The sequence below is a fragment of the Cytobacillus gottheilii genome, from assembly GCF_900166665.1.
Lineage (GTDB): Bacteria > Bacillota > Bacilli > Bacillales > Cytobacillaceae > Cytobacillus > Cytobacillus gottheilii_A.
The window spans coordinates 4,032,782-4,057,383 of record NZ_LT800494.1; the positions used below are offsets into that span (position 1 = coordinate 4,032,782).

Here is a 24,602-nt window from a genome sequence, read left to right on the forward strand (position 1 = left end):
ATTCTTTTAAATAAATGAATTTGATGCATCGTTCGGGTTTTTCTATTCCAGCTTCTGTTACATCGACTATGGGAAGGAGTCTGAGCTGTTATATTGTATTCCAGCAGCCCGCGTTCCCCACCTGTCAAATTTTTCTCATCTTTTTCTTCCTTTTGCATCGCTTAAAAAGAATGTTATCTTTTTTTCATATAAAACTTTTCCTTCATATTAAAAGGTTCAAATATTTGTGTTTCAGTACGGATGGATTCCTTGCTGCCCAGTCCTAAAAATCCATTTTTTGTTAGGCTTTCATTAAATAAGTTTAGAACATGGCCTTGTAATTCCAAGTTAAAATATATCAGGACATTGCGGCAGATAATGACATGAAATTCATTAAACGACCGGTCTGTGACCAGGTTGTGCTGAGCAAATATAATCCGATCGAGTAAATGCTGGTTCAAATAAGCGGCTTCGCTATCCGCCGTGTAATACTCTGAAAAGGACTTCTTTCCGCCTGCAAGCATATAGTTTTTTGTGTACGCTTGCATTTTATGAAGAGGAATAATACCGCTCTCCGCTTTCTTTAATACTGTTTCATTCATGTCGGTCGCATAAATGTTAGTAATAGCACCAAGACCCTCCTCTTCCATTAGAATAGCCATTGAGTAGGCTTCTTCTCCTGTTGAACAGCCTGCATGCCATATTCTTATTTCCGGAAGCCCAGCAAGAAGCGGAACGACTTCTTTGCGAAAGGTTTGAAAAAAGCCCGGGTCTCTGAACATTTCTGTTACATTGATCGAGAAATCACTTAATATTTTGCGAAGCATATGTTCATCATGAATAATTCTTTCTGTTAAAAGGGTCATATTGGCAAGTCGCTCAATCCGAAGTCTATTATCAACTCTGCGTTTGATAGAAGCGCGCATATATTTTCTAAAATCATAGCCTGATAGTTTATATACTGCATGAAGCAGCAAGTCCAATTCTAATTCTTCTTTGTTCATGAATTTTTTCATTCCTCATCTTTCTCAATCAATTCTTCTAATATCCGCCTTCCAAGTGTAAAAGGAAAGAAGGCAATTCTTTAATACCCAAATTCTAAGATGAGTAAACCTTTTTATCATGTGTTTTAAAAAAGATGGCGGCCTGGTTATAGCCGCCATCTTTCCTATTGAAACCCTTCAGTGTTTCTTTAACTGTTTAGGATTCATTAAGTCTCCTGGTACTTTACTTTGCAATCCACACGCGCATGACAGATAGGAGCTGGTCTAGTTTGAGTGGTTTGCTTATATAGTCTGATGCTCCTGCTTCAATGCATTTTTCTCGGTCACCTTTCATTGCTTTTGCTGTAAGAGCAATGATTGGAACGTCATGATGCTGTTCAAGGCTGCGAATTCTTTTCATTGTTTCATAGCCATCCATTACCGGCATCATAATATCCATTAGGACAATATCTACTTGGTCTCTGGCCATTAAAGTGTCAAGGCATTGGAGGCCATTTGCTGCTGTAATAACATTCATTCCTTCTTTTTCTAACGCATTTTTCAGTGCGTAGATATTTCGATTATCGTCATCTACAACGATTACTGTTTTGTCTTTTAAGTCCTTCGCCATCTCTGCTTTTTCAACATGTTCTACATGGTCAATTGTCTTCTCGACTACTTCATGAACAGGATCATTTGATAGACTATTTTCTAATTCTAACGCTGATGCAGCTTCCTCTTCAGCTTTTAATTCCTCTATTGTAGAAGGCATTCCGCCTGGCAGGCTTGGAATCAGTAAAGCAAAGCTGCTGCCTTCTCCTTCAACGCTGTGTTCTACCTTGCAGGTACCGCCAAGCAGGTTCGCAAACTCCTTAGTAATGGATAAACCGAGACCCGTACCGCCAAATTTGCGCATGGTGGCTCCGTCAGCTTGCTGGAAAGCTTCAAAGATCATTTTCTGCTTATCAGGTGCAATTCCAATTCCCGTATCGGAAACGATAATTTTGAGCCAATTCGAGGAATGCTCTGACATAGGCAATAAAGCATATTCCTCCTGTTTCGCTTTTTCTAGCAATACAGTTACCGAGCCTTCTTCTGTAAACTTAAATGCATTTGATAGCAGGTTTTTGACAACCTGCTGCAGACGCATCTCATCGGTATGCATCAGCATCGGAATATCATCATTAGCAATCACAGAAAAATCCAGACCTTTGTGCTTCGCCATTTGCGCAAAATGAAGCTTAATACGATCGGCAAAGTCTACAATATTTACTTCTTCAAACTTAATTTCCAGCTTTCCAACTTCAACCTTTGATAGATCGAGAATATCATTTATCAAGTTTAGAAGATCTTGACCAGAAGAATGAATCACACGTGAAAATTCCTTCTGCTCATCTGTCAGCACTTGATCGGGATCTTCTTCAAGCATTTCAGATAATAATAGAATACTATTTAATGGTGTTCTTAACTCATGTGACATATTCGCAAGGAACTCCGATTTATATTTAGAACTTAAAGTTAATTCCTTCGCTTTTTCTTCGAGCTCTTCCTTTGCAGCAAGAAGTTCTTCTGACTTCAGCTCTGCATCCTTTGTGCGCTCCTCAAGCTGTTCATTAATAATGCGCAGTTCTTCTGCCTGTGTTTGCATTTCTTCAGATTGGGCCTGAAGCTCTTCAGATTGCGTCTGCAATTCTTCAGATTGTGTTTGCAGCTCTTCAGTTTGAGCCTGTGATTCTTGTAGCAAGCGAACAATTTCCATTCTGCCTGCAATATTTGTAATAGCTATTCCAAGTGTTTCAGTGACTTCCTGTATCATTTTAATTTGAGCTGCTGTAAAATGCTGTAACCCAGCAAGCTCGATTACCGCAACAACTTCATCATTCATAAGAATCGGTGCCATTACAATGCTTCTTGGCTGGAATTCACCAAAACCTGTTGAAATCATTCTATAATTGTCTGGTATATCGCGAATTTGGGTTATTTTCTTTTCAATAACCGTTTGGCCAATCAGCCCTTCGCCAGGTGCGAAAGCATCTCTTCCGGCACTATCTTTATCCCCAGCAACAGCCGCAGCACGCGTAAAGAGAACTTCATCGCCACTTTCTTTTTTGATATAGAAAATACCAAGATCTGCTCCAGCAATAGGCGTCAGTTTCTTTATAAAGTAAGACGCAAGCTCATCTACTGTTACAAATCTGCTATAAGCTCCGATAATATCCGCAGAGGTTGTTTGAATCCAATTTTGTTCCGTAATTTCCGCCGTATACTTTTTCTCTTTTTTATTGTAATCCTCTAAAGAAGTGGCCATATAGTTAAACGCCTTCGCAATCTCACCGATTTCATCCTGCGTTTCTACTTCTAAGCGGGGAATCTTAGACAATTCGTTATAATCAATATCATTAATTCCTTTTGTAATGCTATTGATGCTACTGCTTGTACTGCGGATCACCCATAATGTCACACCTACAATCAGAATAATCACAACTGAAACAGCCGAAATAATAAAAATTAGCAACTGATTATATGTATTTGTGGCGCTTTCTAGAGACTCATTCATAAGTCCTTCTTGGTGATCTTTGAAATCGACCAATAGTTGTAAAAGCCTATCCCGGTTTTCAAGTTCTGCTGTATAGATTGCCGATACCCCAGCTTCATTCCCATCATTTATTAACTGAATGATTTCCTGCTCCATCTCTAAGTAGGAGTTATAGCTGGACTGCAATTGATTAAAGATGTCCATCCCGTTTTCTGTATTAATGCTGCGTTCAAGATTAATCAAGTTGCTTTCAATTGTATGGTGACTTTCCTCCATGGAGCTTGCCAGCACCTGAGCATCCAATTCTTCACCATATGAGATAATATTAAGAAGCATTCTGTCGGCTTCATAAAATTCTTGTCTAATTTCTGTCGCTTCATTGACTTTGCTATATCGGTCTTGAACGATTTCCAGCATATTTTCTCTCATGACATTTACCATCATTAAAATGACAAACATGAGCAAAAACAAAAAAAGCGTGGTCAAACCTAAACCGATAAACTGCTTTCTCTTAAAGCTCAAAAATGCCCCTCCTATCTCTAACTTTATTCCTAATACAAATATAGCAATAAAAACGGTTTGTTACGAGTTTTTAAGTTAAAAACTTATAAAATATATAAATGCCAATTTTTTCATTGTTAAATTGATTGAACCCAAGTTTATTAGTCATAATATTTCGTCATCCGGAGGAGATTTTTACATTTCAATCTAAAAAAGCGGCTGGGACAAATCTAATATTACATTTTAGAACACGAATATTAAATGTCATGGTTTGCTTATTAAGACCGTTCCATGGCGCTGCGGACCCTCGCTTTCCGCTGAGAGGAAGATGAGCCTACTCGTCACTGCCGCTCCTACGGGGGTTCATCCCTTCCACTACAGCCCGCAGGAGTCGAGTTGCCTCCACTACATTTCACTCGTGTTTAATCAGGGTATATATTAGAATAACAAAGAAAAAACCGAATGATTAGAGAAATTCACCTCCTAACCAATCGGTTCAATGGCCGTGGTAAATACTTATGTCCCAGCCTCCATTCAAGATCCCTTTTTACTGATATGGGATTTTTTCTTGGTTGGAAGAAATCATCCATTCATATTGTCTTAATCTCAAGTCAAAAAGAGTCAATGGATCACGATAGCGCTCTGGATGCTTTCTCATTTGTTCTAAACCATGAGCAGCACCTTCTATTGCGTCCTTTGTTTCGGTTACTGCTTCCCCTAAAATATCAAATGGCTGCCTAAAAAATATATTTATATCTCTTTCTAATCCTTTTTCAAAAAGATCAAACGGCTGAATAAACCGCTCTGAAATTTGATTTGTAACTTCATAATAATCTTCATGTTCTATAAACTGTTTATATCTGTTATGAAGCATCGTTTTATTTTGCATTCCGCCAAAGAGTTTTCCTGCACTTTTCAATATAAATTGTGATGGTGAAAACTTTAAGAGAATATTCACCTGGTCAAAACGCACAGTTCCTCTTGTCATTCTGTCTGCATCTCTCGCCCAGTCTTCAAGCACTTTAAAGTCACATAGCAGCTGCAGCTTTTCTTCATTATACATATCATTAAAGCCTTCCCCTATATCATCAAGAAAGCGCTGGCTTTCAGCTAGTTCAGCTTCACTGCTGACCATCCAATCTTTAAAACGATTATGAAACTCCGGCATAACTTCCAGTTCGATAAACTGCTGGGCTTTTCGGTTCATCTCTTCATTCAATTCCACATGTATGCTGCCAAAATTACTGCTCTCTGTAATCAGCTCTGAACATTGTTTAAATATATCAGGGAGCTTAGACGTTATTTTATCCTTCATTTCATTTTTCAGCTGGCTAAATGCAGCTGTAATAGATTGCACTTTTCCCTCTTCAGTGTCCTCAAGCTGATGAATAGCGCCTTTTAATTTTGCCTGCATTTCTTCATTCCAACTGATCTGTTCGACCAATGTGTTTTCCTTCTCACTTCTTTTCTCAAGCAGGTAATTGATTGATTTCCTTATATAGTAGAGCACTTTTTTGGTGCGTTCTTCTTCAAGGCTTCTTCCGCTAACTATTTGTCGAATAAATGCTCCTAGCTCTTCCATTTGATCCTGTCCCTGATAATGCAATGAAAATGAAAAGATAGATGCACTAGGAAAACTAGTGTATATTCTTTGAGCCGCTTCCTCTGCAGAATTTCGGGTCCCAAGCTCATCCTGCAGCAAAAGAAAATGTACTGGCAAATTGGGAGCCTTATTTTGTATTATTTCCACAGCCTCAACCTCATCCTTAGAAATTGAATGACTGACATCGATTACTAGCAGTATTTGATCCGCAAAATGCAAGTATTGCTGCAAATTTTTAGTCATTATATGCTGCTGATCTTTTGCATGAATAATAGCCGTCTGCTGCTGCTGAAGAAACGGAACTGGCATTTCTACATCAATCATCATCTGTTGCAGGCCGCCTCTATATTCTCGCATTTCTTCAATTGAATTTAACGGGATCATTTTGTCATCCATTATAGCTGTAAGTTTATTTTCTTCTGAGTACTTAATCATCACGGCACTGCTTTCAAGTTCACCAGCAAAGGGAAAGGATGTGATGGCTTCCAGAAATTCAGCTGCTGAGCTTTTTCCTGCCCCGGAAACAAGCAAATGCTGTTCATCCACATTGAGCAGCTCCCGTACCATCCATTTAAAGCGTTCCCCCATAAAGACACCATTTTCAGATGCCCAGGACATAAGGCTTTCAAACAAGGCAAATGCTGATTGGAGTCCGTCTTGCGTACGTAAGGTGTAACTTAATGTTTTTTCAGCTTGATAGATTGTTTCTTCGTCTACATCTGATGGAAATAATTCTTGCCATGCCAGCACAGCTGAAGCTGCCAATAAAGCGTGCGCTGAGGATGCCATGCTTAACCAGACTTTTAACGTATTCGGCATAAGATGAGCTATTTCACGCACTAAATATTTACCAGAGATCAGCTCTTTATATGCATCATAATAATGTTCCGAGAGTCTATTCCATGTATAGTTATCAGTAGTGTTTACATGGAGCATCATGTAATTTATTTCTTTTAAAAATGCAAAACGCAGGTCTTCTTTTTGCTGATAATGAAGAAATAGAGCAGATGCCAGCTGTTCAAACCTATTTTGATCAACTTCATATAGTGCCATCATTGCTTCGTTATAATAACTAGGTTCAGTTTGCTTGGCTTTTCCATCTGCAATATACCTCTGCAGCACATCAAACCAGCTGACAGACCTGGTACGAATTGATTCATCTGCAGCTAGCTGTAATGCATTGCGCCAATCCTGATGTTTTTCAAAAAACATTCGGGCAATCTCCGTGACATCTGGATAATCTGGATCCAAGGCAACTGCTTCCTTAATGGTTTCAACTGCTAATTCAAGTTTTCCACACTGTATGTATAAGGAAAATAATTGCAGCAGCACTTCCATTTTTAAAATAGTGGAATCTGTTTCAATCGTTTTGTATATATCTTCGGCCATTGACAGTAAATCAAGCTCAAAATAGGCATCCGCCATGTTTTTTTTCGCCCAAGGCTCTAGCTCATTATTGATATTTTCCCATTTAAAAATGGCTGCCTCATAATCTTTATGAAGAAAGTAGAGTTCACCTTGTGCAAACCGAATTTGCGCTAAATCGGGAACCTCACTGCTTTGCTCTTCCATATACACTTCACCAAGAACCTTCAGCGGGTGTACTCCGTCATGACCATCCATAAATATCTCATAATATACTTTTTTCATTAATTGCTTTTCCAAGTGTTCATCAACCTCCGCTATACATCTTTTTACGCACGGACTCATGTATCATATATATCTTGTATTCTATCAAAGAAATGACAAAGATAAATGTCATTTCCCTATCAATTCAAAGACAATCTTATTAAGAAAAGCTGAAGCGCCTTGCTCAGATTAAAGAACGCTGACTAAAATCGCCACGTCCTGTGGCAACGTCTGCACAACCCACATCCTGTGGGCCCCAAGCTTAAAGACAAGATGGCAAGAAGGTTGTTCTTTACCTTCTGGACAGATTGGCTTAAGACCTCGAGGGGCTAGGCGCTGCAGCTAGACATGAAGAAAAGCGGAAGGCGCTTGCTCAGGGGCGACACCTCGAGCCCCTAGCGCCTGCAGCTAGACACTTCCCTAACCATAAACCTATACTTTAAAATGGAAGATTCTTTTGTAAGACAGGTTCTAGGAATATATCATTATCATATGATTAAAAGTAAGAAAAAGTATTCTATTAATTTAAAATACCCAAGTATTGCCCTGCAAGTTATGTAAAAAATGCCTTATTATAAAAGAACGCATAGTATTTTCTTTTACCACTGTCTTTACTCATTAAAACGTTTGAGAGGATCGAAGAAGCGGTATAAATCATATATATCATACTCACTTTGTTCCTGAATTACGACAGTTCGGATGATTTTACGTACCTTTTTCCCAACAGAAAATATGATAAATGAAACTTTTATCATACAAAGACGTCTATATCATATAGCTCAAAATTATGAATAAGGAGTTAACTAACATGAAGAATTCAAAAAAATGGCTGTCTGCATTTGCAGCCCTATCTCTTGCTTTTAGCATAAATGGAACAGCTTTTGCGGCAAACGGAAATGAAAAAGAGAGCATTAATGAAAAGTTTGGCCTGCCTATCGCCGTTTATGGTGAAGCCTTAACTGCTGCTCAAAAAGAAGAAACACGCAGCCTGCTAAACATTAATGACCCTGAAATGGTGGAAGAAATTACGGTAACAGCTGAGGACATCGTTTATTATATTAAAGGAGATCCTCACTCTAATATGTATTCTTCGGCTAAAATTACACGCAAGGAAACGGGCGAAGGTGTCGTCATTAATCAAGTGACACCAGAGAATATTACTGAAGTTTCCGATGAAATGTATGCAAATGCTCTTTTAACAGCTGGCATTGAAGATGCAGTTGTAGATATTGCCTCCCCAGTTAAAGTAAGCGGACATTCTGCATTAGTTGGAATTTACAAAGCATATGATCAAGGTGAGGGCACTGCTCTTAATCAGGATCGTACCGAAGTTGCTAACGAAGAACTCAGTATTGCCACAAAGCTAGCTGGTCAAGAAGGAATGGATCAGGATAAAGTATCTGAGCTTCTGACAGAAATAAAGACCGCTATCGCTGAACAAAACCCGGCGACAAAAGAAGATATTCAGCAAATCATCGACGAACAGCTAAAGACACTTGAAGTATCATTAAGCGAAGAAGATCGACAGCTTCTGGTCGACTTGTTTGAAAGAATGCGTGAACTGAACATCAATTTTGATAATGTTAAAAGCCAGCTCGAGGACTTAGCCAATGATGTAAAAACGAAAATTGAAGAAGCAGTTGGAGACAAAGGATTCCTTCAAGCGGTGTCTGACTTCTTTAAGAACCTTATTGATTCAATAAAAAGCATTTTTTCATAAAGCACGGACAAACATTGCCTGGGGACTTTTTTCTCCAGGCTTCTTTGTCTATAATAAGGAAAGGAAAAGGTCCTATGTGATTCGGAGGACGGCGAACCCCTGATTCGTTATAATATTGTACAGTGAGAAAGCCACATTGAAATAGAAAGCCAAAAATAAAAATGGCTGAATGCTTTATTTCTTGCGATATAATCATTAAAATATGGATAACTACTTAAATAGAGAGGCTGATCCGAGTTTGGAACATAATTCAAATTTTATTCGAACCATTATAAAAGGAGACCTTGAATCCGGGAAACACAATAAAGTGATTACTCGTTTCCCTCCTGAGCCTAATGGCTACTTACATATCGGTCATGCAAAATCAATTATTATTAATTTTGGATTGGCAGATGACTTTAACGGAAAGACCAATTTACGCTTTGATGATACCAATCCGCTGAAAGAAGATCAGGAATATGTCGATGCTATTCAAGAAGATGTCAAATGGCTTGGCTATGAGTGGGACGACCTCCGATATGCATCTGATTACTTTGATGAAATGTATCAGCGCGCCGTTCTATTGATTAATAAAGGCAAAGCGTACGTAGATGACTTGAACCAAGAACAAATTCGTGAGTACCGCGGAACTTTGACAGAGCCTGGAAAAGAAAGCCCTTATCGAAATCGTTCGGTTGAAGAAAACTTATCATTATTTGAGCAGATGAAAAACGGAGAGTTCCAAAACGGTGAAAAAGTGCTTCGCGCGAAAATTGATATGACTTCACCTAACTTAAACATGCGAGATCCTGTCATTTATCGGATTTCACATGCTACCCATCATAACACAGGCGATCAATGGTGCATCTATCCGATGTATGCTTTTGCACATCCCTTGGAGGATGCAATCGAAGATGTCACGCACTCACTTTGTACAACAGAATTTGAGGATCAGCGTCCATTATATAATTGGGTGGTACAAGAATGCGAAATGGAAAGCCAGCCTCAGCAAATTGAATTTGGCCGTTTGAACTTAACCAACACGGTTATGAGTAAACGGAAGCTAAAGCTTCTTGTTGACGAAGGAATTACCGATGGCTGGGATGATCCCCGTATGCCGACGATCTCCGGTTTAAGAAGAAAAGGCTTTACACCTGAAGCTATCAGAGAGTTTGTCAAAGAAACCGGCGTGTCCAAAGGCAGCGGTGCGGTAGATGAGGCAATGCTGGAGCATTATGTGCGTGAGGATTTGAAATTAAAGTCTCCTCGTACGATGGGTGTGCTTCGTCCATTGAAGGTTGTTATTACAAACTACCCTGAAGGCGAAAGTGAAATGCTTGAAGCGGAAATCAATCCTGAAAATCCTGAAATGGGCATGCGCCAAGTTCCATTTTCACGAGAAATATACATTGAACAGGATGACTTTATGGAGGATCCTCCGAAAAAGTACTTCCGTCTCTTCCCTGGCAATGAAGTGCGCTTAAAGCATGCGTATTTTATTAAATGCCATGACGTCATTAAGGATGACGAGGGGAATGTCGTTGAGATCCATTGCACATATGATCCTGAAACGAAAAGCGGAACTGGCTTTACAGGCCGTAAAGTAAAAGGCACAATACATTGGGTCGATGCAAACAGTGCGATCCCTGCAGAATTTCGTTTGTACGAGCCGCTTGTTCTCGACGAAGTGATGAAAGCAGCTGAAGAAGAAGGCGAAGATAAAACGTTCCTTGATTATATTAATCCAAATTCAATTGAGATTATTAAAGGATATATTGAACCAAATATGGAAAATGTTCAGCACCAGGACAAATTCCAATTCTTCCGCCACGGCTACTTCAATGTTGATCCAAAACATTCGGAGCCAGGAAACATTGTGTTTAACAGAATTGTTTCACTGAAGAGTTCATTTAAGTTAAAATAACTGCAATTAAAAAGAAGGTAATCCCCTGATACTGCCGAGGGGTTACCTTCTTTTTTTATACGTTCAAAAGCAGTGTGGTGATAATTCAATGCAGCCGCTGAATGGATGAAGTTCTCTTATGACCAGCCATAATTCCTATTATCCCAGTCTTTTTTCGGCAGCCCTGAGACAAAAGGGTTGCCTTTTACATAATATCGAAGCAGTGCCGATGTCCATATTCCTTTATTTGGAATACCAATACGAGCGGTCTCAACGATTTCCAATGGTGTTTTACTATCTGCCTCATGAATTAATAATTCGCAAGACCCGATATTCTGACCGTCTAATGCTTTTGTAATCTCTATAGCTTTTGTTAGTTTCCCCGGACCATTACTGACTTGTACACCGGTATGATTTCTATTTCGCTCCATTAGTTCTATTCCCTCTGCCGGTTCAATCGCTCTTATTAAAACAGCCTGGGGATCATCTTCTTCTTTTGTCACAATGTTTAACATATGGTGAGTATGCATGGTGTATATGTAGATCGTACCGCCTATTTGGTACATAGAGTTTACTTTCGGCGTACGCCTTCCGTTAAAGGTGTGGCATGCCTCATCACTAACACCTATATACGCTTCCGTTTCTGTAATATAACCGCTGTAGACCTTTGTTCCAATTCTATGAATAAGTTTTTTGCCGAGCAGCTTTTTTGCCACTTCTTCTGTGGAACTATTTACAAAATCAATCATAGAATCCACCTTTCGCATCCTTTTAGACTTAGTATTCCTTTTTTGGTCTTCAATTAAGCTATTTTGGTTCGTTTATTTGTTTAAATACGTGGAGTATCCTCTTTTATATTCGGTTTCCTATCAAAATTTATGATCATCCTATCAAACTATTTCTGTTTCCTATCAAACTCCCTCGATTTCCTATCAAACTATTTCTGTTTCCTATCAAACTCCCTCGATTTCCTATCAAATTTTCCGATTTTCCTATCAAACTTCTTCCTTTACCTATCAAATGCCTTCTTTTAACCATTCTTAAGGTCACTTCTCCTTTAATAAGCAAATGAAAAAAACGGATGCGATTAATTCGCACCCGTCTACATTAGTTATTCATAAAACGCTCTGGAAAATCACTCATAATAACTTCAACGCCAGCTTCAAGAAGCGGATTTTGCTCGTGCGGATCATTTACCGTATATACCCGCAATGGAAAGCCCCTGTCTAGAGCCTGCTGGCCAAACGGAGACAGAGCAAACTCCGGCTGGCAATGGATTGCGTTAGCACCGATTTTTTTGGCCATTTCAACCGCATTTTCTGGAATCCCTATAATTAAATAGCCGATATCGATTGTTTTATGAAGTGAGCGAACTTTTTTTAAACTTTCAGGATTAAAAGATGAAATGATGATCCGCTCTTCCAATTTATACTGCTCTATTAACTTGAGAACCTTTTCTTCCATTCCTTCATAGCGCAGCTGATCATTTTTTAGCTCAATATTAATAACCAATTCATTGCCGGGCATACTAGCCCAGTCAAACACGTTTTTTAATGTTGGAATGGATGAGCCCTTAAACTTTGATGAAAACCAGCTTCCTGCATCAAATCTTTTTAACTGATCGTATGAAAAGTCTTGAATATAGCCGATTCCGTCAGTTGTTCGATCAATCTGCTCATCATGTATAACTGCAAGCTCGCCATCCTTTGTGAGCTGGACATCCAATTCTATCCCTGCAGCCCCTGATTGCAATGCAGCTTCAAAAGCCTCCATTGTATTTTCAGGATAATCACCACTTACACCACGATGGGCAAAAATAGAAGCTTGCTTAGTCACATGAATTTCCTCCCTGTCATCGGCATGACTGCTTTTATTTAATGCATCTGTATTTATGTTATTAGATTTATTTTTATTAATTCCCGCTTTTTTTGGCAGCAGCCTCCAAAGCCTGGTTTGTTTCCTCTACAGCACGGTCAAGAGCTTCTTTTGGATCCACACCTTGATATAAACTCTCCATCGCACTTACGACCTTTTGACGTGCTTCTGGGAATACTGAGATCAAGGCACCTTGTGTAGCAGTAGATGGTTTCGTATCTTTCAGCTGATCAACAGTTACTTTTAATTGAGGATACTTTTCCCACTCTTCCTGAACGATAGCCTCTTCATATGCCGCTGGGTTAATGGCAAAATAACCAGACTGCAAATGCCACTCAGCCTGTACTTCTGGAGTTGTTACATACTTCATAAACTCCCATGCAGCCTTCTGCTTTTCTTCTTCAATATCGCTTGTCATCCAAAGCGATGCGCCGCCAATAATAACCCCTTGACGATCAGCTTCATCCGGCACAGGCAAGTAAGAAGCACCAACTTCAAATGGAGAGTTATCGACCATTGCTCTAATACCCGCTGATGAATCAATGTACATCGCAATTTTTCCAGATTGGAAAGCAGCACGCATATCGTCCCAAACCTGTCCTGTATTGTAGAAAGTACCCTCATTATACATGTCACTGATTAATTCAAAAACCTTTAAGCCTTCTTCACTGTTAAACACCGCTTCTGTTGCATTCCCAGCACGTCCGTTATCTTCGTTTACAAACAAACCGCCTTGTGCAGCCAGAAGTTCTTCAAAAAACCAGCCATAATTCAAGATAGAGAAACCGACCTGGTCGCCATTCGTTAATTTCTTTGCTGCATCCTTTAACTCATCGTATGTAGCAGGAGCCTTTTCTGGATCAAGTCCAGCTTCCTTAAAAGCATCTTTGTTGTAGACTAACACAGGTGTTGATGAGTTAAACGGCATTGAATATTGTACGCCATCTACTGCATAGTAGTTTGTAATATTTTCTTCCCATTGAGAAGTATCATAGCCTTCTTCATCAATAAATTTTTGTACAGGCTGTATTTTACCAGAGTCTATCATATATTTTGTTCCTACTTCAAAAGTCTGCATAATGGTTGGCGCATCTTCTGTACCCGCAACAGTATTAAACTTTGTGATTGCCTCTTCGTATGTGCCTTGGAAAACAGGTTTTACTTCAATTTCTTCTTGAGAAGCATTAAAATCATCTGCTATTTTCTGAACAGCGCCTTCAAGTTCACCACTCATAGCATGCCAGAAAACAACCTCTGTTTTCTCTTCAGTTCCTGTTTCCGCTTCTGTCTCACCCTCAGCTTCTGCTTCATTGCCTGCAGATTCGCCAGAGCATGCAGAAATCACCATTGTAATTGCCAGTAAAAGCATAAATAACCATCTTTTTTTCATTTTAAAAACTCCTATCTTAATAGTTTTATATTAAAATCTGATTACTTTAAAGCTCCCTTTGTTAACCCTTCCTGCAATCTTTTTTGTCCAAGGAATAAAAGCAATAATGTCGGTAAAATTACCATTACTACTCCAGCCATCACCACCCCCCATTCAGTTGAAATTTCTTGAGATTGCATTTGCTTCAAGCCAATTTGCACGGTGCGCACTTGCTCATCGTTTGTAACGAGCAATGGCCACAAATACATATTCCATGCCGTTAGGAAGCAATACATCCCAAGTGTCACCAGGCTCGTCTTTGAAACAGGCATTACAACTGAACGAAAAAAGCGGAAATTGCTGATCCCCGCCACCTGGGAGGCTTCATAAAGCTCTTTTGGAATCGTTTTAAACTGCTGTCTCAGCAGAAATGTTCCAAATGCCATTGCAAAGAATGGAACCGTCAGACCCGTGTAGCTATTGAGCCAGCCGAGCATTTGAACTGTCTGGAAGTTAGGCACCATCGTTGCTTCCCAAGGAATCATCATGGTTGAAATAAAGATAAAAAACAAAAGATTACGCCCTTTAAAAGGGATAAATACAAAGGCAAACGCTGCTAAACTGGAAATAATGACCTGACCCAGCATAATAAGAAATGAAACAATCAAGCTATTAAACAAGTAAGTTAACAGCGGCACTTTCTCAAATGCGTTAATATAATTAGCAAATGTAAATTCTTCTGGCCACAATTTCCCTTGCAGCACTTCTCCGCCTTGCATAAAGCTAATTAGAAAGGCATAGACAATTGGGAAGAACATAATGGCAGCAGCAATCAGAAGCAAAACATAGGTGAAAAGCTTTTGGCCCCATCTCATTGGTAATGCACCTTCCTCTCACCTAGCTTAAATTGGATTAAAGTGACAATCAGAATACCGAAAAAGAGCAAAACTGCCTGGGCGCTTGCAGAGCCCACATTGTAATTGATAAACGCATCCTTATAAATCGCGTACACAATTACATTAGTCGTTTCCATCGGTCCGCCCTTTGTTAAAATATCAATCTGTCCAAACGTTTGAAATGCATTAATCATTGATACCGTAATAACAAAAAACAGTGTAGGTGAAAGCATTGGCAAAGTTATTGTTCTCAATGAATAAAACCGGCTGACACCTGCAATTTTCGCACTTTCATAAAGCTGGCTATCAATATTCTGCAAACCGCCCAGCAGAATCATAAAGGTGAAGCCCGTATTCATCCAGATGGTCGCAATGGAAACGGAAATTAACGCCCAACTTGGATCAAGCAGCCATTGAATTTCCGACAATCCCAGCCAGTTAAGAAAGCGGTTTGCGATCCCAATTGCTGGATTATACATAAACATCCAAATGACAGAAGATGCCGCTACACTCATCCCCATTGTCGATGAAAAGATAGTCCTGAAAAATCCAATGCCGCGAAGCTTTTCATTGGCTAACAAAGCCAAAGCTAATGCTAAAATAATTCCTGGCGGCACGGTGTAGAGCACAAACAATAAGGTAGCTTTCATACTCGTCATAAAGCTGGTTGAGGTAAACAATTGCACAAAATGATCGAAACCAGCAAATGAAAGTGGCACACCTTGAGCATCAGAGTAAAAAAAGCTTAAGTACAAAGTCTTCATTAATGGATAAAATAAAAACACCGTAAATAACAAAATGGAAGGCAATAAATAGAGAAGCCCTTCAAAAAGCGAAGCAAATCTCCATGAATTTTCTAGTCTTTTCCTTTTCTTCACTAATGATTGTGTTTCCGGCTGCGCCTGGGGAAGACTCATAATACAACCTCCAGCACTTTTTTGGAGTGTGTTTCCTCCAATCGTTCTCCTGTAACAGCATCAAATAATTCAAGTTTGCCTGTATCAACAGAAACCTGGAGGGTTTCACCTATTTCAGCGCTCCATTGACCGGGCCACTTAGCAATCCATTGCTTAGTGCCTTCTATTTCAAAAGAAATTAGAGTCTCCGTTCCAAGCACTTCAACATTGGCCACTTTAACTTCTGCAGTAGGAAGCAACTCATTAGCAGGCAATATGGCTTCTGGTCTTATACCTATAATCACTTCTCCATCCTGATAACCATTGACCAGTACGTCCCATTTTTTTGCGATCTGCAGCTTACCTTCATTTAATTTTGCAGCGGTTAAGTTCATTGGCGGTGCTCCAATAAAAGACGCAACAAATGTATTTTGCGGTTTATTATAAATTTCGAGCGGCTTCCCAACTTGCTGTACCTCGCCGTGATTTAAGATCATCATCCGATCAGCCATTGTCATAGCTTCTGTCTGATCATGAGTAACATAGATCATAGTAATGCCGAGCTTCCGCTGAATTTGCCGAATTTCTGACCGCATTTTCGCACGTAGCTTTGCATCTAAATTGGAAAGCGGCTCGTCCATCAGACAAATAGGAGAATGTGTCACAATGGCTCTTGCTAAGGCAACGCGCTGCCTTTGTCCACCTGATAGCTCCTTCGGTTTACGCTTCAAATACTCTGATAAACCCAGCATTTCTGCTGCTTCCTTACAGCGTTTGCTTTGTTCTGATTTGGCTATTTTTTTCACATGCAAGCCGAACATAATATTCTGCTCTACTGTTAAATGTGGAAATAGAGCATAGTTTTGAAAGACCATTGATAAATCTCTTTCACTCGGCCGCAGTCTATTTGCTGTTTCTGTGCCAATGAGCAGCTCTCCTCCTGATACCTCTTCAAGACCGGCAATTATACGCAGCATTGTACTTTTCCCACACCCGGAAGGTCCAACTAAAACAAAAAATTCTCCAGGTTCGATTGCTGCATTAATCCCTTTTAGCACTTCAGGATTTTGACCATAGGACTTTCGAATATCCTTTAGCTGTACTGCTTTCATGAAAGCACCACCTTTTCTTCTGATTTATAAACCCTCCATAACTGCTGTTTACCTGTAGAGGCTGCCATTGCTCCGCTTTCAATTGCATCTTGGATTTGACTTTTATAATGGATAAGCCCGCCTGTAATAATCGGAATATCTGTTTCCTTCTTTATATTTTTCACGATTCCAGGGAGGAGTCCCGGCATAATTTCCAATGCATCTGGCTGGATCTCCCGGCTTACTTTTAAACCGTTTTCGACTGCCTCCGAATCAATAAGAAACAACCTTTGAATAGCAATCAATCCTTCTTGCTTGGCGATTTTAATCAAAGATGGTTTTGTTGCTACAATCCCTGTCGGTTTAATGAATTTTGAAATAAAACGCAGGCCTTCCTTATCCTGACTAATGCCAGGGATTTTTTCTAAATGGAGAAAAACGAGTCTGTTATGCTTTTTAAGCAAGTCAACATATCTCTTAATGACACTGATGTTTCCCATTAACAAAAATGCTGTATGAATATCAGTAGTTAAAAAGTAATCCAATGATTTTGGATCCTTAATAGCCGCAATTACCCTCTCTTCTTTCATGTTCCTTAGAAATTGCTGTTTTTGTTCCATCATATTCATCCCCCGCGGCAATTTAGTTTCGGCAGGATAGACCTAACACTTTGAAAAAAGCCATAAAAACATATGGAGTAATGGGTATCATCCTCCATGTTTTTATGGCTTCTCATATTCATAACCGGTCTATTCACTTGTCATTCACAAGGCTCATTCTAAACTGTGAATGTGAAGAGCATGTTAAAAATTCAGTATATTTTTGTAAATTCAAAATCATTACCCCTTGTGATTTCCATCCATTATAAAATTACCTTATAATGATGATAAGAATATATGAATCTAAAAAGGTACAAATCTTACATATGAAGACAAAGGGGAGAACAATGAATGGGTGTACGTCTCAGAAAAGGACAAAAAGTAGATCTTACGAAATCAAATCCAGGCTTACAAGTGGTTGTCGCAGGTTTAGGCTGGGATGTAAGCGGCGGTTCGGCAAACTATGATCTTGATGCTTCTGCTTTTCTAACAAATGCTGCAGGCAAGGTCCAGAGTGATCTCGATTTTGTATTTTATAATAATCCGACTGGCGGCAATGGATCTGTAATATACACTGGTGATAACCGGACTGGTGCGGGTCATCAGGATGATGAGCAAATTAAAATTGACCTGAATCAAGTTCCGGCATCGATTGAAAAAATTTCTTTTGCTATTACGATTCATGACGCCCAAATGAAGGGGCAAAATTTTGGACAAATTCAAAACGCATATGTAAGGATTTTTAATGCTTTTACAAATGAAGAATTACTGCGTTTTGATCTTGGCCGAGAATTCACTGTAGAAACGGCAATCGTAGCTGCTGAGTTATACCGACATAATGGAGAATGGAAGTTTAATGCAACTGGAGCAGGCTTCCAAGGTGGACTTGCTGCTTTGTGCCGCAATTTTGGTATAGATGTGGACGATGAGCCGGCACCTGCACAGCCACAGGTAGGTAATTTTCAGCCGTCCTTCCAGGCTCCGCCAGCACAGCCATCTTATCAGCAGCCGTCCTATCAGCAGAACACATATAACCAACAGCCATCCTACCAGAGTCAAAGTCAGCCATCTTTCGGACAGGCAAACTATAACAGCAATCCGTACAATCAGCAGCCGTCCCACTCACAGCAGGGTTACGGATCTGCAACACAGCCGACACAACATCTTCAGCCTTCATCTAATTATGGTGATAATGTCAGCTGTACCCGCTGCGGCTCAACAAATGTAAGAACTGGTGAAAAAGGGTTCGGTCTTGGAAAAGCAGCCATTGGCGGACTAATCTTGGGACCGATTGGTTTACTTGGAGGTTTTATCGGAAAAAATCAGCTAAAGTTCTCCTGTAACCAGTGCGGCAATAATTGGTCTCCAAATCAAACCGATTATGCGCAGTGGGCGAATGATCAAAAGAACAAAGCTCAGGCTTTATTTGCCCGTTATAAAAGTCAGGATGTTCTAGATGCAGTTGTTGCCTCTTGTGCCCTTGTTGGCATGGCAGATGGTCGCTTAGATCCAAGTGAACGTCAAAAAATGATGGAATTTATTCATCAAAGCCAAGAGTTAAAGGTTTTTGAAACCAATAAGGTTGTTCAGCAATTTAACATGTTCGTGCAAAAAATTGAAATGGATCCGATTATCGGCCGCGCAGAGGCATTTAAGGCTGTTGGGCGTGTACGGTCGAAACCTGAAATTGCCCGCTTGGTAGCCCGCTACTGCATTGCGATCGGCTATGCAGACGGTCACTTCGATCCAAATGAAAAGCAGGCTGTCACTGAAATTTGCATGGAACTTGGCTTAAATCCACATGAATTTCTATCATAAAAAATAGATCTTCTGCGGCTGCAGCAAATTCAGCTCATATTATCAAGCAGCTGTACTAAAAAAGAACATAACTTATCCGATTTAAGGCTCTGTGAACCCGCAGAGCCTTTTTGGTTTCTTTTCATCTAAATGAATAGTTCTTATTCATTGAGGGTAAACTCCCTTAAATGATATGTGGCAAAGGAGCTGAGTTAGATGCACGAAAATTCATCAACCGAACGATATATGCCTGTTACCTCCTCAACAAGCGGAATGATACAAAATGCTGCTGATGGTGTATATGCTTTTACCGTTCAGATTGTCAATGTATGTTTTGTTGTGACAAATGCAGCTGACGGAGATTGGGTATTAGTTGATGCTGGGATGCCTAAATCGGAAGAAAAAATTATTGATGCAGCAGAGGAGCTTTTTGGAAAAGGAGCCAAACCAAAAGCCATTATTTTAACACACGGACATTTTGATCATGTAGGTGCCATCATAGACCTCGTAGAGAAATGGAGTGTGCCTGTATATGCACACGAATTGGAGCTTCCCTACTTAACAGGACAGCAGAATTATCCTGAGCCAGATTCTTCAGTTGAAGGTGGCTTAATCGCTAAAATGTCCCCATTATTCCCCCATGAAGGAATCAATATTGGCTCACATGTTCATTCACTGCCAGCAGACGGTACAGTTCCTTTAATGTCGGAATGGAAATGGATTCATACTCCAGGACATACACCGGGACATATTTCTTTATTCCGCGAAAACGATAAAACGTTAATTGTGGGAGACGCATTTGTAACAGTTAAACAAGAATCACTTTACAAAGTATTGACACAGGAGCAGGAAATCAGCGGTCCGCCTAAATACTTAACAACTGACTGGGACGCTGCTCGTTCGTCTGTAGAAACACTGCAGAAACTGGATCCGTATGTTGCCATTACAGGTCATGGCATCCCAATGGCGGCAGCTGAATTGGAAGAAAACTTGCTGAAGCTCGTCCAAGACTTTGACTCCATCGCCATTCCAGAGCATGGGAAATATGTGGATGAATAACAAGTTTGATGTTGGATCATAAGTATTCAACACACCATAGAACAGAATGATTAGAAAGTGACTTTTTTAATCATCCTGTTTTTTATTTTTTTATAAACTTGAGTGAAAGAAATGGAGCGGAGGACCCTCGACTCCTGTGGGCAATAGAGGAAAGGGTGAGACCCCGCAGGAGCCTGCGACGAGGAGGCTCAGCTTCCTCCCCAAGGAAAGCGAGGGTCCGCAGCGCAGGTGGAACTGGCTTGTTTAAACAGCTAAAACTATGACATTTGTATATTTGAAATCTTATTATTGTTTTTTCCAGCCATTTTTTAATACAAAAAAAAGTTTATCTTTATTCAAAAAAGGAACAGTAATACAAACATCATTGTTAGGAGAGGTTCCTTTATGTTTTTAGATGGCTTTATTAACCAAAAGGTCCAAGTGAAATTTAAGAACTTGCCTGACTATTTAACAGGACCTGTCACAGGCATTTATGAACCAGATGAATGGTACTTGGTCAAACTTGTGAAAACAGAGAGCATGGGGATTTGGGTTGAAAATCCTTGTTACAAACGTACAAAGATCAAAGAAGAAGATGGAACAGATATACCAAAAGTAAAGCAAAAAGAAGAGGAATGCACAACAAACCTATTAATCCGCTGGGAATATGTTAGTTCAGTCATTACCTTTCCGAATGATGCTTCCCTAGGAGCAGATAAGCAGGCAAGGTTAATCGGATTTGAAATAAAGTAAGTGCTCGTTCAGATCAAACGGAAACTTTTTCCGTTTTTTTCTTTTGCCCTTTTCTCCTCCCCATATGTGAAACTTATCAAATCCCATCGCCTTAAAACTTTGAATTTTTGTTCATCTCAAAATTTTGCTATGATTATAAGAAAAAGCACAGGAGGTTTTTACATTGACGAAACGAAAAATGATCATTACCCATTCCATAAATGATTCATTTATTCAAAAAATACAGGAAACTGTACCAGACTGGGAATTAATCGTTGGGAAAGAACCTCATATTTGGCAGGAACATTTACAGGACGCCGAAATAATTGCAGGCTGGAAAAAGGGGCTCTCTGAATTACTGGAGGATGACAGTCTTAAACTGAAGTGGATCCAATCATGGAGTGCTGGTGTCAATTACATGCCTCTCTCTTCCCTTTCTTCACATGATATTAAACTGACAAGTGCTGCTGGCGTACATGCCTATCCTATTTCTGAAACAATCTTTGCCCTTATGCTTGCTCTCACTCGAAAAATTGACCAGTATGTGAAAAATCAGCAGCAAAAAAAATGGCATCATGCTGATATTAACCTTGAAATCCATGGAAAAACAATCGGTATTTTTGGATTTGGTGCAATCGGAAAGGAAACAGCCAAAATTGCGAAAGCATTCGGCATGCATGTTATTGGCGTCCGTTTCTCCGGCAAATCAGATCCGTATGCAGATGAAATGTATACAACTGCAGAATTAGATGAAATACTTCCAAAATGTGATTACATAGCCGTTACTTTACCTCTTACCAAAGAAACAAAACAGCTTTTTGGTGCGAAGCAATTCTCGCTGATGAAACCATCATCCTTCTTTATCAATATTGGGCGAGGTGAAATTGCTGACGAACAGGCGCTCATTGATGCACTTAAAGATCAGAAAATCGCTGGAGCTGGTCTGGATGTATTTGAAAAAGAACCTCTAGATGAAAACAGCCCATTATGGGAGCTGGAAAATGTCATTATTACACCGCACACGGCCGGCTCAACCGAACATTATGATCAGCGCCTGATAGAGGATATCTTTATCCCGAATTTAAGACAATACCTTGCTGGCGAAGACCCATCTATTAACTTAGTAGATTATAAAAAAGGGTATTAAATCATTTTATATTTATATAAAAAACGAGATTCCCACATAGAGGAGATCTCGTTTTTTTGGCTTCTACATCGTTTGAGCCTTATGCTTTCGCTTGGAAAGGATTTGTTCTAATGCACCTGATCCAAAGAGAACGCCGCTGACAATTAAAACTAAGCCCAGGAGATGAGATACTGTAATCACTTCACCTAAAAATAAAGCTGATCCTGCAAGCGCAAAGAACGTATTTAAGTTTAAGAAAATAGATGCTTCTGCAGGTCCGACCCTGCTGATAGATGCGTTATACACCATATGCCCCACACCGGTAGCAAGAATAGCAGAAACAAAGAATAATAGCCAAACAGATCCGGGAGCATTCGTAAGTTCAGCAAGTCCCCTTGGCTCGACAATAAGACTGATGACAAATAAAATGACCGCCCCCCATACAAGCATATAACCTGTTAAAAGACGAGCGTCCATAGTCTTTGACGCCTTACTTATTAATATAAAACTGAGCGCCTGTGCCAATATAGACAGAAACACATAGAAGTCACCCATTGATAAGCTGGAGACTCCCTCACCGCCTGACAAAACAATAAATGTTACACCTGTGCCTCCAAGCAAAAATCCGAACACTTGGATAAAGGTGGGACGATTTTTCAAAATGACTGTTGAGAAAATGGCCGTCAATAATGGTCCTGCTCCTAAAATAAGGCCTCCATTCGTAGCGGAAGTTTCTGTTAAACCGATCGATAAAAAAGCATGATGTGCGACAACATTTAACAGGCCGGCAAACAGAATGTAGATTAGTTCTTTTCGACTTGGGCTTCTGAGTTTTTTTAAGAGAAATAAGATCAAAAATACTGTGATGCCTGCTGTTAGAATCCTTAATGACGTAATTGTAATCGGGGAAAAGTTTCCGACCAATACTTTGATAATGGAGACGTTAAATCCCCAAATTGCCATCACACATGTAAGCATTAAAAACGTTGGCAAGTTCTTCAACTATAATCCTTCTCTCCTATAAATTTACTTCTTATCTTACCATAGTACAGAACCAGTTAAGCAATCAAATTTTTTATGAAAACTCGTTGCCGTAAAGAATAGATAGAGGTATTGTAAAAGAAATACTAGAAACGGAGTTTTAACATGATTCAGTTACAGTTTCAATTGTCAAATTATTGCGTTAATAAGGAAGATCAGCACATTCACTTGCTCCGCAAGGAATTTTACTTATTACAATTTCTATATGACCATGCTAATCAGCCATTTACAAGAGAACAGCTGCTCGATGCTGTATGGCCAATGGAAATGCCTTCTGACAGGACAGTGGATGATCATATCTATCGCCTGCGAAAAAAACTAAAACCTTGGGAAAATGATCTAAAAATCGAAACGATAAAAGGCTTTGGCTACCTGCTCAATTGTAAAAAAACTGAAAACACCTTTGCTCTAAGCAATGATGAAGATTTTCAAATGTTATCTCAGCGGCTGCTAAGTTTATATCACTTATACGGACATGGAGAAGCAATTGAAAAAATCATTCAGCAATCAGAACTGGGAATTGCCATCCCATCACATTTTCAAAAAATTATTGCTTTTATGAAGGGCGACATTTGGAGCCTTATTGATGATCATTCAAACATAGACGATAACCTTTATTTTCTTATCAATATATTTCAAACATTATCCCATGATTACCAAAGAACACTGCTTTATAATAAAACGGCTATTCAAAAAAATATGTTCTCAGGCAGCACCATGCTTGAAGCAAAAACTCTTGGCCTGCTCACTGCTTATATCATGAGCAAAGACTTTACAGCAGCCAAACTTCATATAGAAAAAATTCCTGGGATTGAACCAAAGATTAAAGATCCAGAGCATGGGTATTTTCCTTTTCTCATGACCATGCAATTAACGATCGCTATTTGTGAAGATAACAAACAAGATATTAAGAGATTGATTTCTATCCTGGAGCGTTTTTTCGAGGATCGGCCGTATAAAAGAGAATTGGGCATTTTCAACATTCTGGAGGGCAGCTATCTTATTAAATCTGGACATATAGAGAAGGGCCGGTTAAAAGTCGAAAATGGATTTGACATTATTAAACAGAGTCATTTCACCTCACATCTTTACTATGCAACAGATATTGCGATTTTCCTTCTTCAAAATTTTGTGCATGATCCGCCGCTTTATAAACAAATCTTGCATATGCGTTCCTTGCTTATTCCCGAGCAGCAGGCAGAAGAGGCTGTTGTCTCCTTAAAAAAAATTCTTGATAAGAAAATCGGTGAGCGATGATATTCCTCTGACATACCACCTCTATAGTTGAGATAGAAATCTCAATGAGAAA

Annotated in this window: 18 protein-coding genes; 7 read left to right on the plus strand and 11 right to left on the minus strand. The window is 39.5% G+C overall.

Annotation, left to right across the window (positions count from 1 at the left end):
* Nucleotides 1–173: 173 nt before the first annotated feature.
* From B7E07_RS19935 to B7E07_RS19945, 3 genes are all read right to left on the minus strand, one after another.
* A complete protein-coding gene (locus B7E07_RS19935) occupies nucleotides 174–995 on the minus strand; it encodes a CheR family methyltransferase (RefSeq protein ID WP_373886060.1) in 822 nt (273 codons plus the stop codon).
* A 211-nt stretch (nucleotides 996–1,206) separates the two neighbouring features.
* The gene (locus B7E07_RS19940; protein ID WP_080848561.1) at nucleotides 1,207–4,020 is read right to left on the minus strand and encodes a response regulator; all 2,814 of its coding nucleotides are present in this window, start codon (nucleotides 4,018–4,020) and stop codon (nucleotides 1,207–1,209) included.
* A 526-nt stretch (nucleotides 4,021–4,546) separates the two neighbouring features.
* Nucleotides 4,547–7,267, minus strand: a complete 2,721-nt coding sequence (locus tag B7E07_RS19945; protein ID WP_257391508.1) for a tetratricopeptide repeat protein — start codon at nucleotides 7,265–7,267, stop codon at nucleotides 4,547–4,549.
* Between the two features lie 772 nt (nucleotides 7,268–8,039).
* On the opposite strand from B7E07_RS19945, the gene B7E07_RS19950 reads away from it, so the two are divergent.
* Together B7E07_RS19950 and B7E07_RS19955 are read left to right on the plus strand one after the other, a co-directional pair.
* Complete coding sequence (locus tag B7E07_RS19950) at nucleotides 8,040–8,951, plus strand: DUF1002 domain-containing protein (protein WP_139785672.1); 912 nt, start codon at nucleotides 8,040–8,042, stop codon at nucleotides 8,949–8,951.
* A gap of 238 nt (nucleotides 8,952–9,189) precedes the next feature.
* The gene (locus tag B7E07_RS19955; RefSeq protein WP_080848564.1) at nucleotides 9,190–10,854 is read left to right on the plus strand and encodes a glutamine--tRNA ligase/YqeY domain fusion protein; all 1,665 of its coding nucleotides are present in this window, start codon (nucleotides 9,190–9,192) and stop codon (nucleotides 10,852–10,854) included.
* 116 nt (nucleotides 10,855–10,970) lie between these two features.
* Here the strand turns inward: B7E07_RS19955 and B7E07_RS19960 are convergent, their stop codons facing one another.
* The 7 genes from B7E07_RS19960 to B7E07_RS19990 form a co-directional block, all read right to left on the minus strand.
* Nucleotides 10,971–11,579 (minus strand): DNA-3-methyladenine glycosylase, encoded by a 609-nt coding sequence (locus tag B7E07_RS19960; RefSeq protein ID WP_080849300.1) that lies wholly within the window; start codon nucleotides 11,577–11,579, stop codon nucleotides 10,971–10,973.
* 361 nt (nucleotides 11,580–11,940) lie between these two features.
* Nucleotides 11,941–12,669: a glycerophosphodiester phosphodiesterase gene (locus B7E07_RS19965; protein ID WP_080848565.1), complete on the minus strand. Its 729-nt coding sequence runs from the start codon at nucleotides 12,667–12,669 to the stop codon at nucleotides 11,941–11,943.
* 76 nt (nucleotides 12,670–12,745) lie between these two features.
* Nucleotides 12,746–14,098 carry an ABC transporter substrate-binding protein gene (locus B7E07_RS19970; RefSeq protein ID WP_080848566.1) on the minus strand — a complete coding sequence of 451 codons (1,353 nt, stop codon included), beginning with the start codon at nucleotides 14,096–14,098 and terminating at the stop codon, nucleotides 12,746–12,748.
* Nucleotides 14,099–14,139: 41 nt separating this feature from the next.
* Complete coding sequence (locus B7E07_RS19975) at nucleotides 14,140–14,952, minus strand: carbohydrate ABC transporter permease (RefSeq protein ID WP_080848567.1); 813 nt, start codon at nucleotides 14,950–14,952, stop codon at nucleotides 14,140–14,142.
* Nucleotides 14,949–15,890 carry a carbohydrate ABC transporter permease gene (locus B7E07_RS19980; protein WP_080848568.1) on the minus strand — a complete coding sequence of 314 codons (942 nt, stop codon included), beginning with the start codon at nucleotides 15,888–15,890 and terminating at the stop codon, nucleotides 14,949–14,951. The genes B7E07_RS19975 and B7E07_RS19980 overlap by 4 nt, the downstream gene beginning before the upstream one ends.
* Nucleotides 15,887–16,981 (minus strand): ABC transporter ATP-binding protein, encoded by a 1,095-nt coding sequence (locus tag B7E07_RS19985; protein ID WP_080848569.1) that lies wholly within the window; start codon nucleotides 16,979–16,981, stop codon nucleotides 15,887–15,889. The genes B7E07_RS19980 and B7E07_RS19985 overlap by 4 nt, the downstream gene beginning before the upstream one ends.
* Entirely contained in the window at nucleotides 16,978–17,583 is a 606-nt protein-coding gene (locus tag B7E07_RS19990; protein WP_373886061.1) for a glycerol-3-phosphate responsive antiterminator, read from the minus strand. Before B7E07_RS19990 ends, B7E07_RS19985 begins: the two co-directional genes overlap by 4 nt.
* 327 nt (nucleotides 17,584–17,910) lie before the next feature.
* Here B7E07_RS19990 and B7E07_RS24910 point away from each other — a divergent pair, with 327 nt between their 5' ends.
* The 4 genes from B7E07_RS24910 (at nucleotide 17,911) to B7E07_RS20010 (ending at nucleotide 22,273) form a co-directional block, all read left to right on the plus strand.
* Nucleotides 17,911–19,377 (plus strand): TerD family protein, encoded by a 1,467-nt coding sequence (locus tag B7E07_RS24910; RefSeq protein WP_080848570.1) that lies wholly within the window; start codon nucleotides 17,911–17,913, stop codon nucleotides 19,375–19,377.
* Between the two features lie 195 nt (nucleotides 19,378–19,572).
* Nucleotides 19,573–20,415, plus strand: coding sequence for an MBL fold metallo-hydrolase (locus tag B7E07_RS20000; RefSeq protein ID WP_080848571.1), 843 nt, complete (start codon nucleotides 19,573–19,575; stop codon nucleotides 20,413–20,415).
* A 384-nt stretch (nucleotides 20,416–20,799) separates the two neighbouring features.
* A complete protein-coding gene (locus B7E07_RS20005) occupies nucleotides 20,800–21,147 on the plus strand; it encodes a hypothetical protein (protein WP_080848572.1) in 348 nt (115 codons plus the stop codon).
* Between the two features lie 163 nt (nucleotides 21,148–21,310).
* The gene (locus B7E07_RS20010) at nucleotides 21,311–22,273 is read left to right on the plus strand and encodes a D-2-hydroxyacid dehydrogenase (protein ID WP_080848573.1); all 963 of its coding nucleotides are present in this window, start codon (nucleotides 21,311–21,313) and stop codon (nucleotides 22,271–22,273) included.
* Between the two features lie 63 nt (nucleotides 22,274–22,336).
* Here the strand turns inward: B7E07_RS20010 and B7E07_RS20015 are convergent, their stop codons facing one another.
* On the minus strand, nucleotides 22,337–23,254 hold the full coding sequence (locus B7E07_RS20015) for a DMT family transporter (RefSeq protein WP_306807573.1): 918 nt from the start codon (nucleotides 23,252–23,254) through the stop codon (nucleotides 22,337–22,339).
* A gap of 144 nt (nucleotides 23,255–23,398) precedes the next feature.
* Between B7E07_RS20015 and B7E07_RS20020 the strand changes: the two genes are divergently transcribed.
* The gene (locus B7E07_RS20020; protein WP_080848574.1) at nucleotides 23,399–24,550 is read left to right on the plus strand and encodes a winged helix-turn-helix domain-containing protein; all 1,152 of its coding nucleotides are present in this window, start codon (nucleotides 23,399–23,401) and stop codon (nucleotides 24,548–24,550) included.
* Nucleotides 24,551–24,602 lie beyond the last annotated feature (52 nt).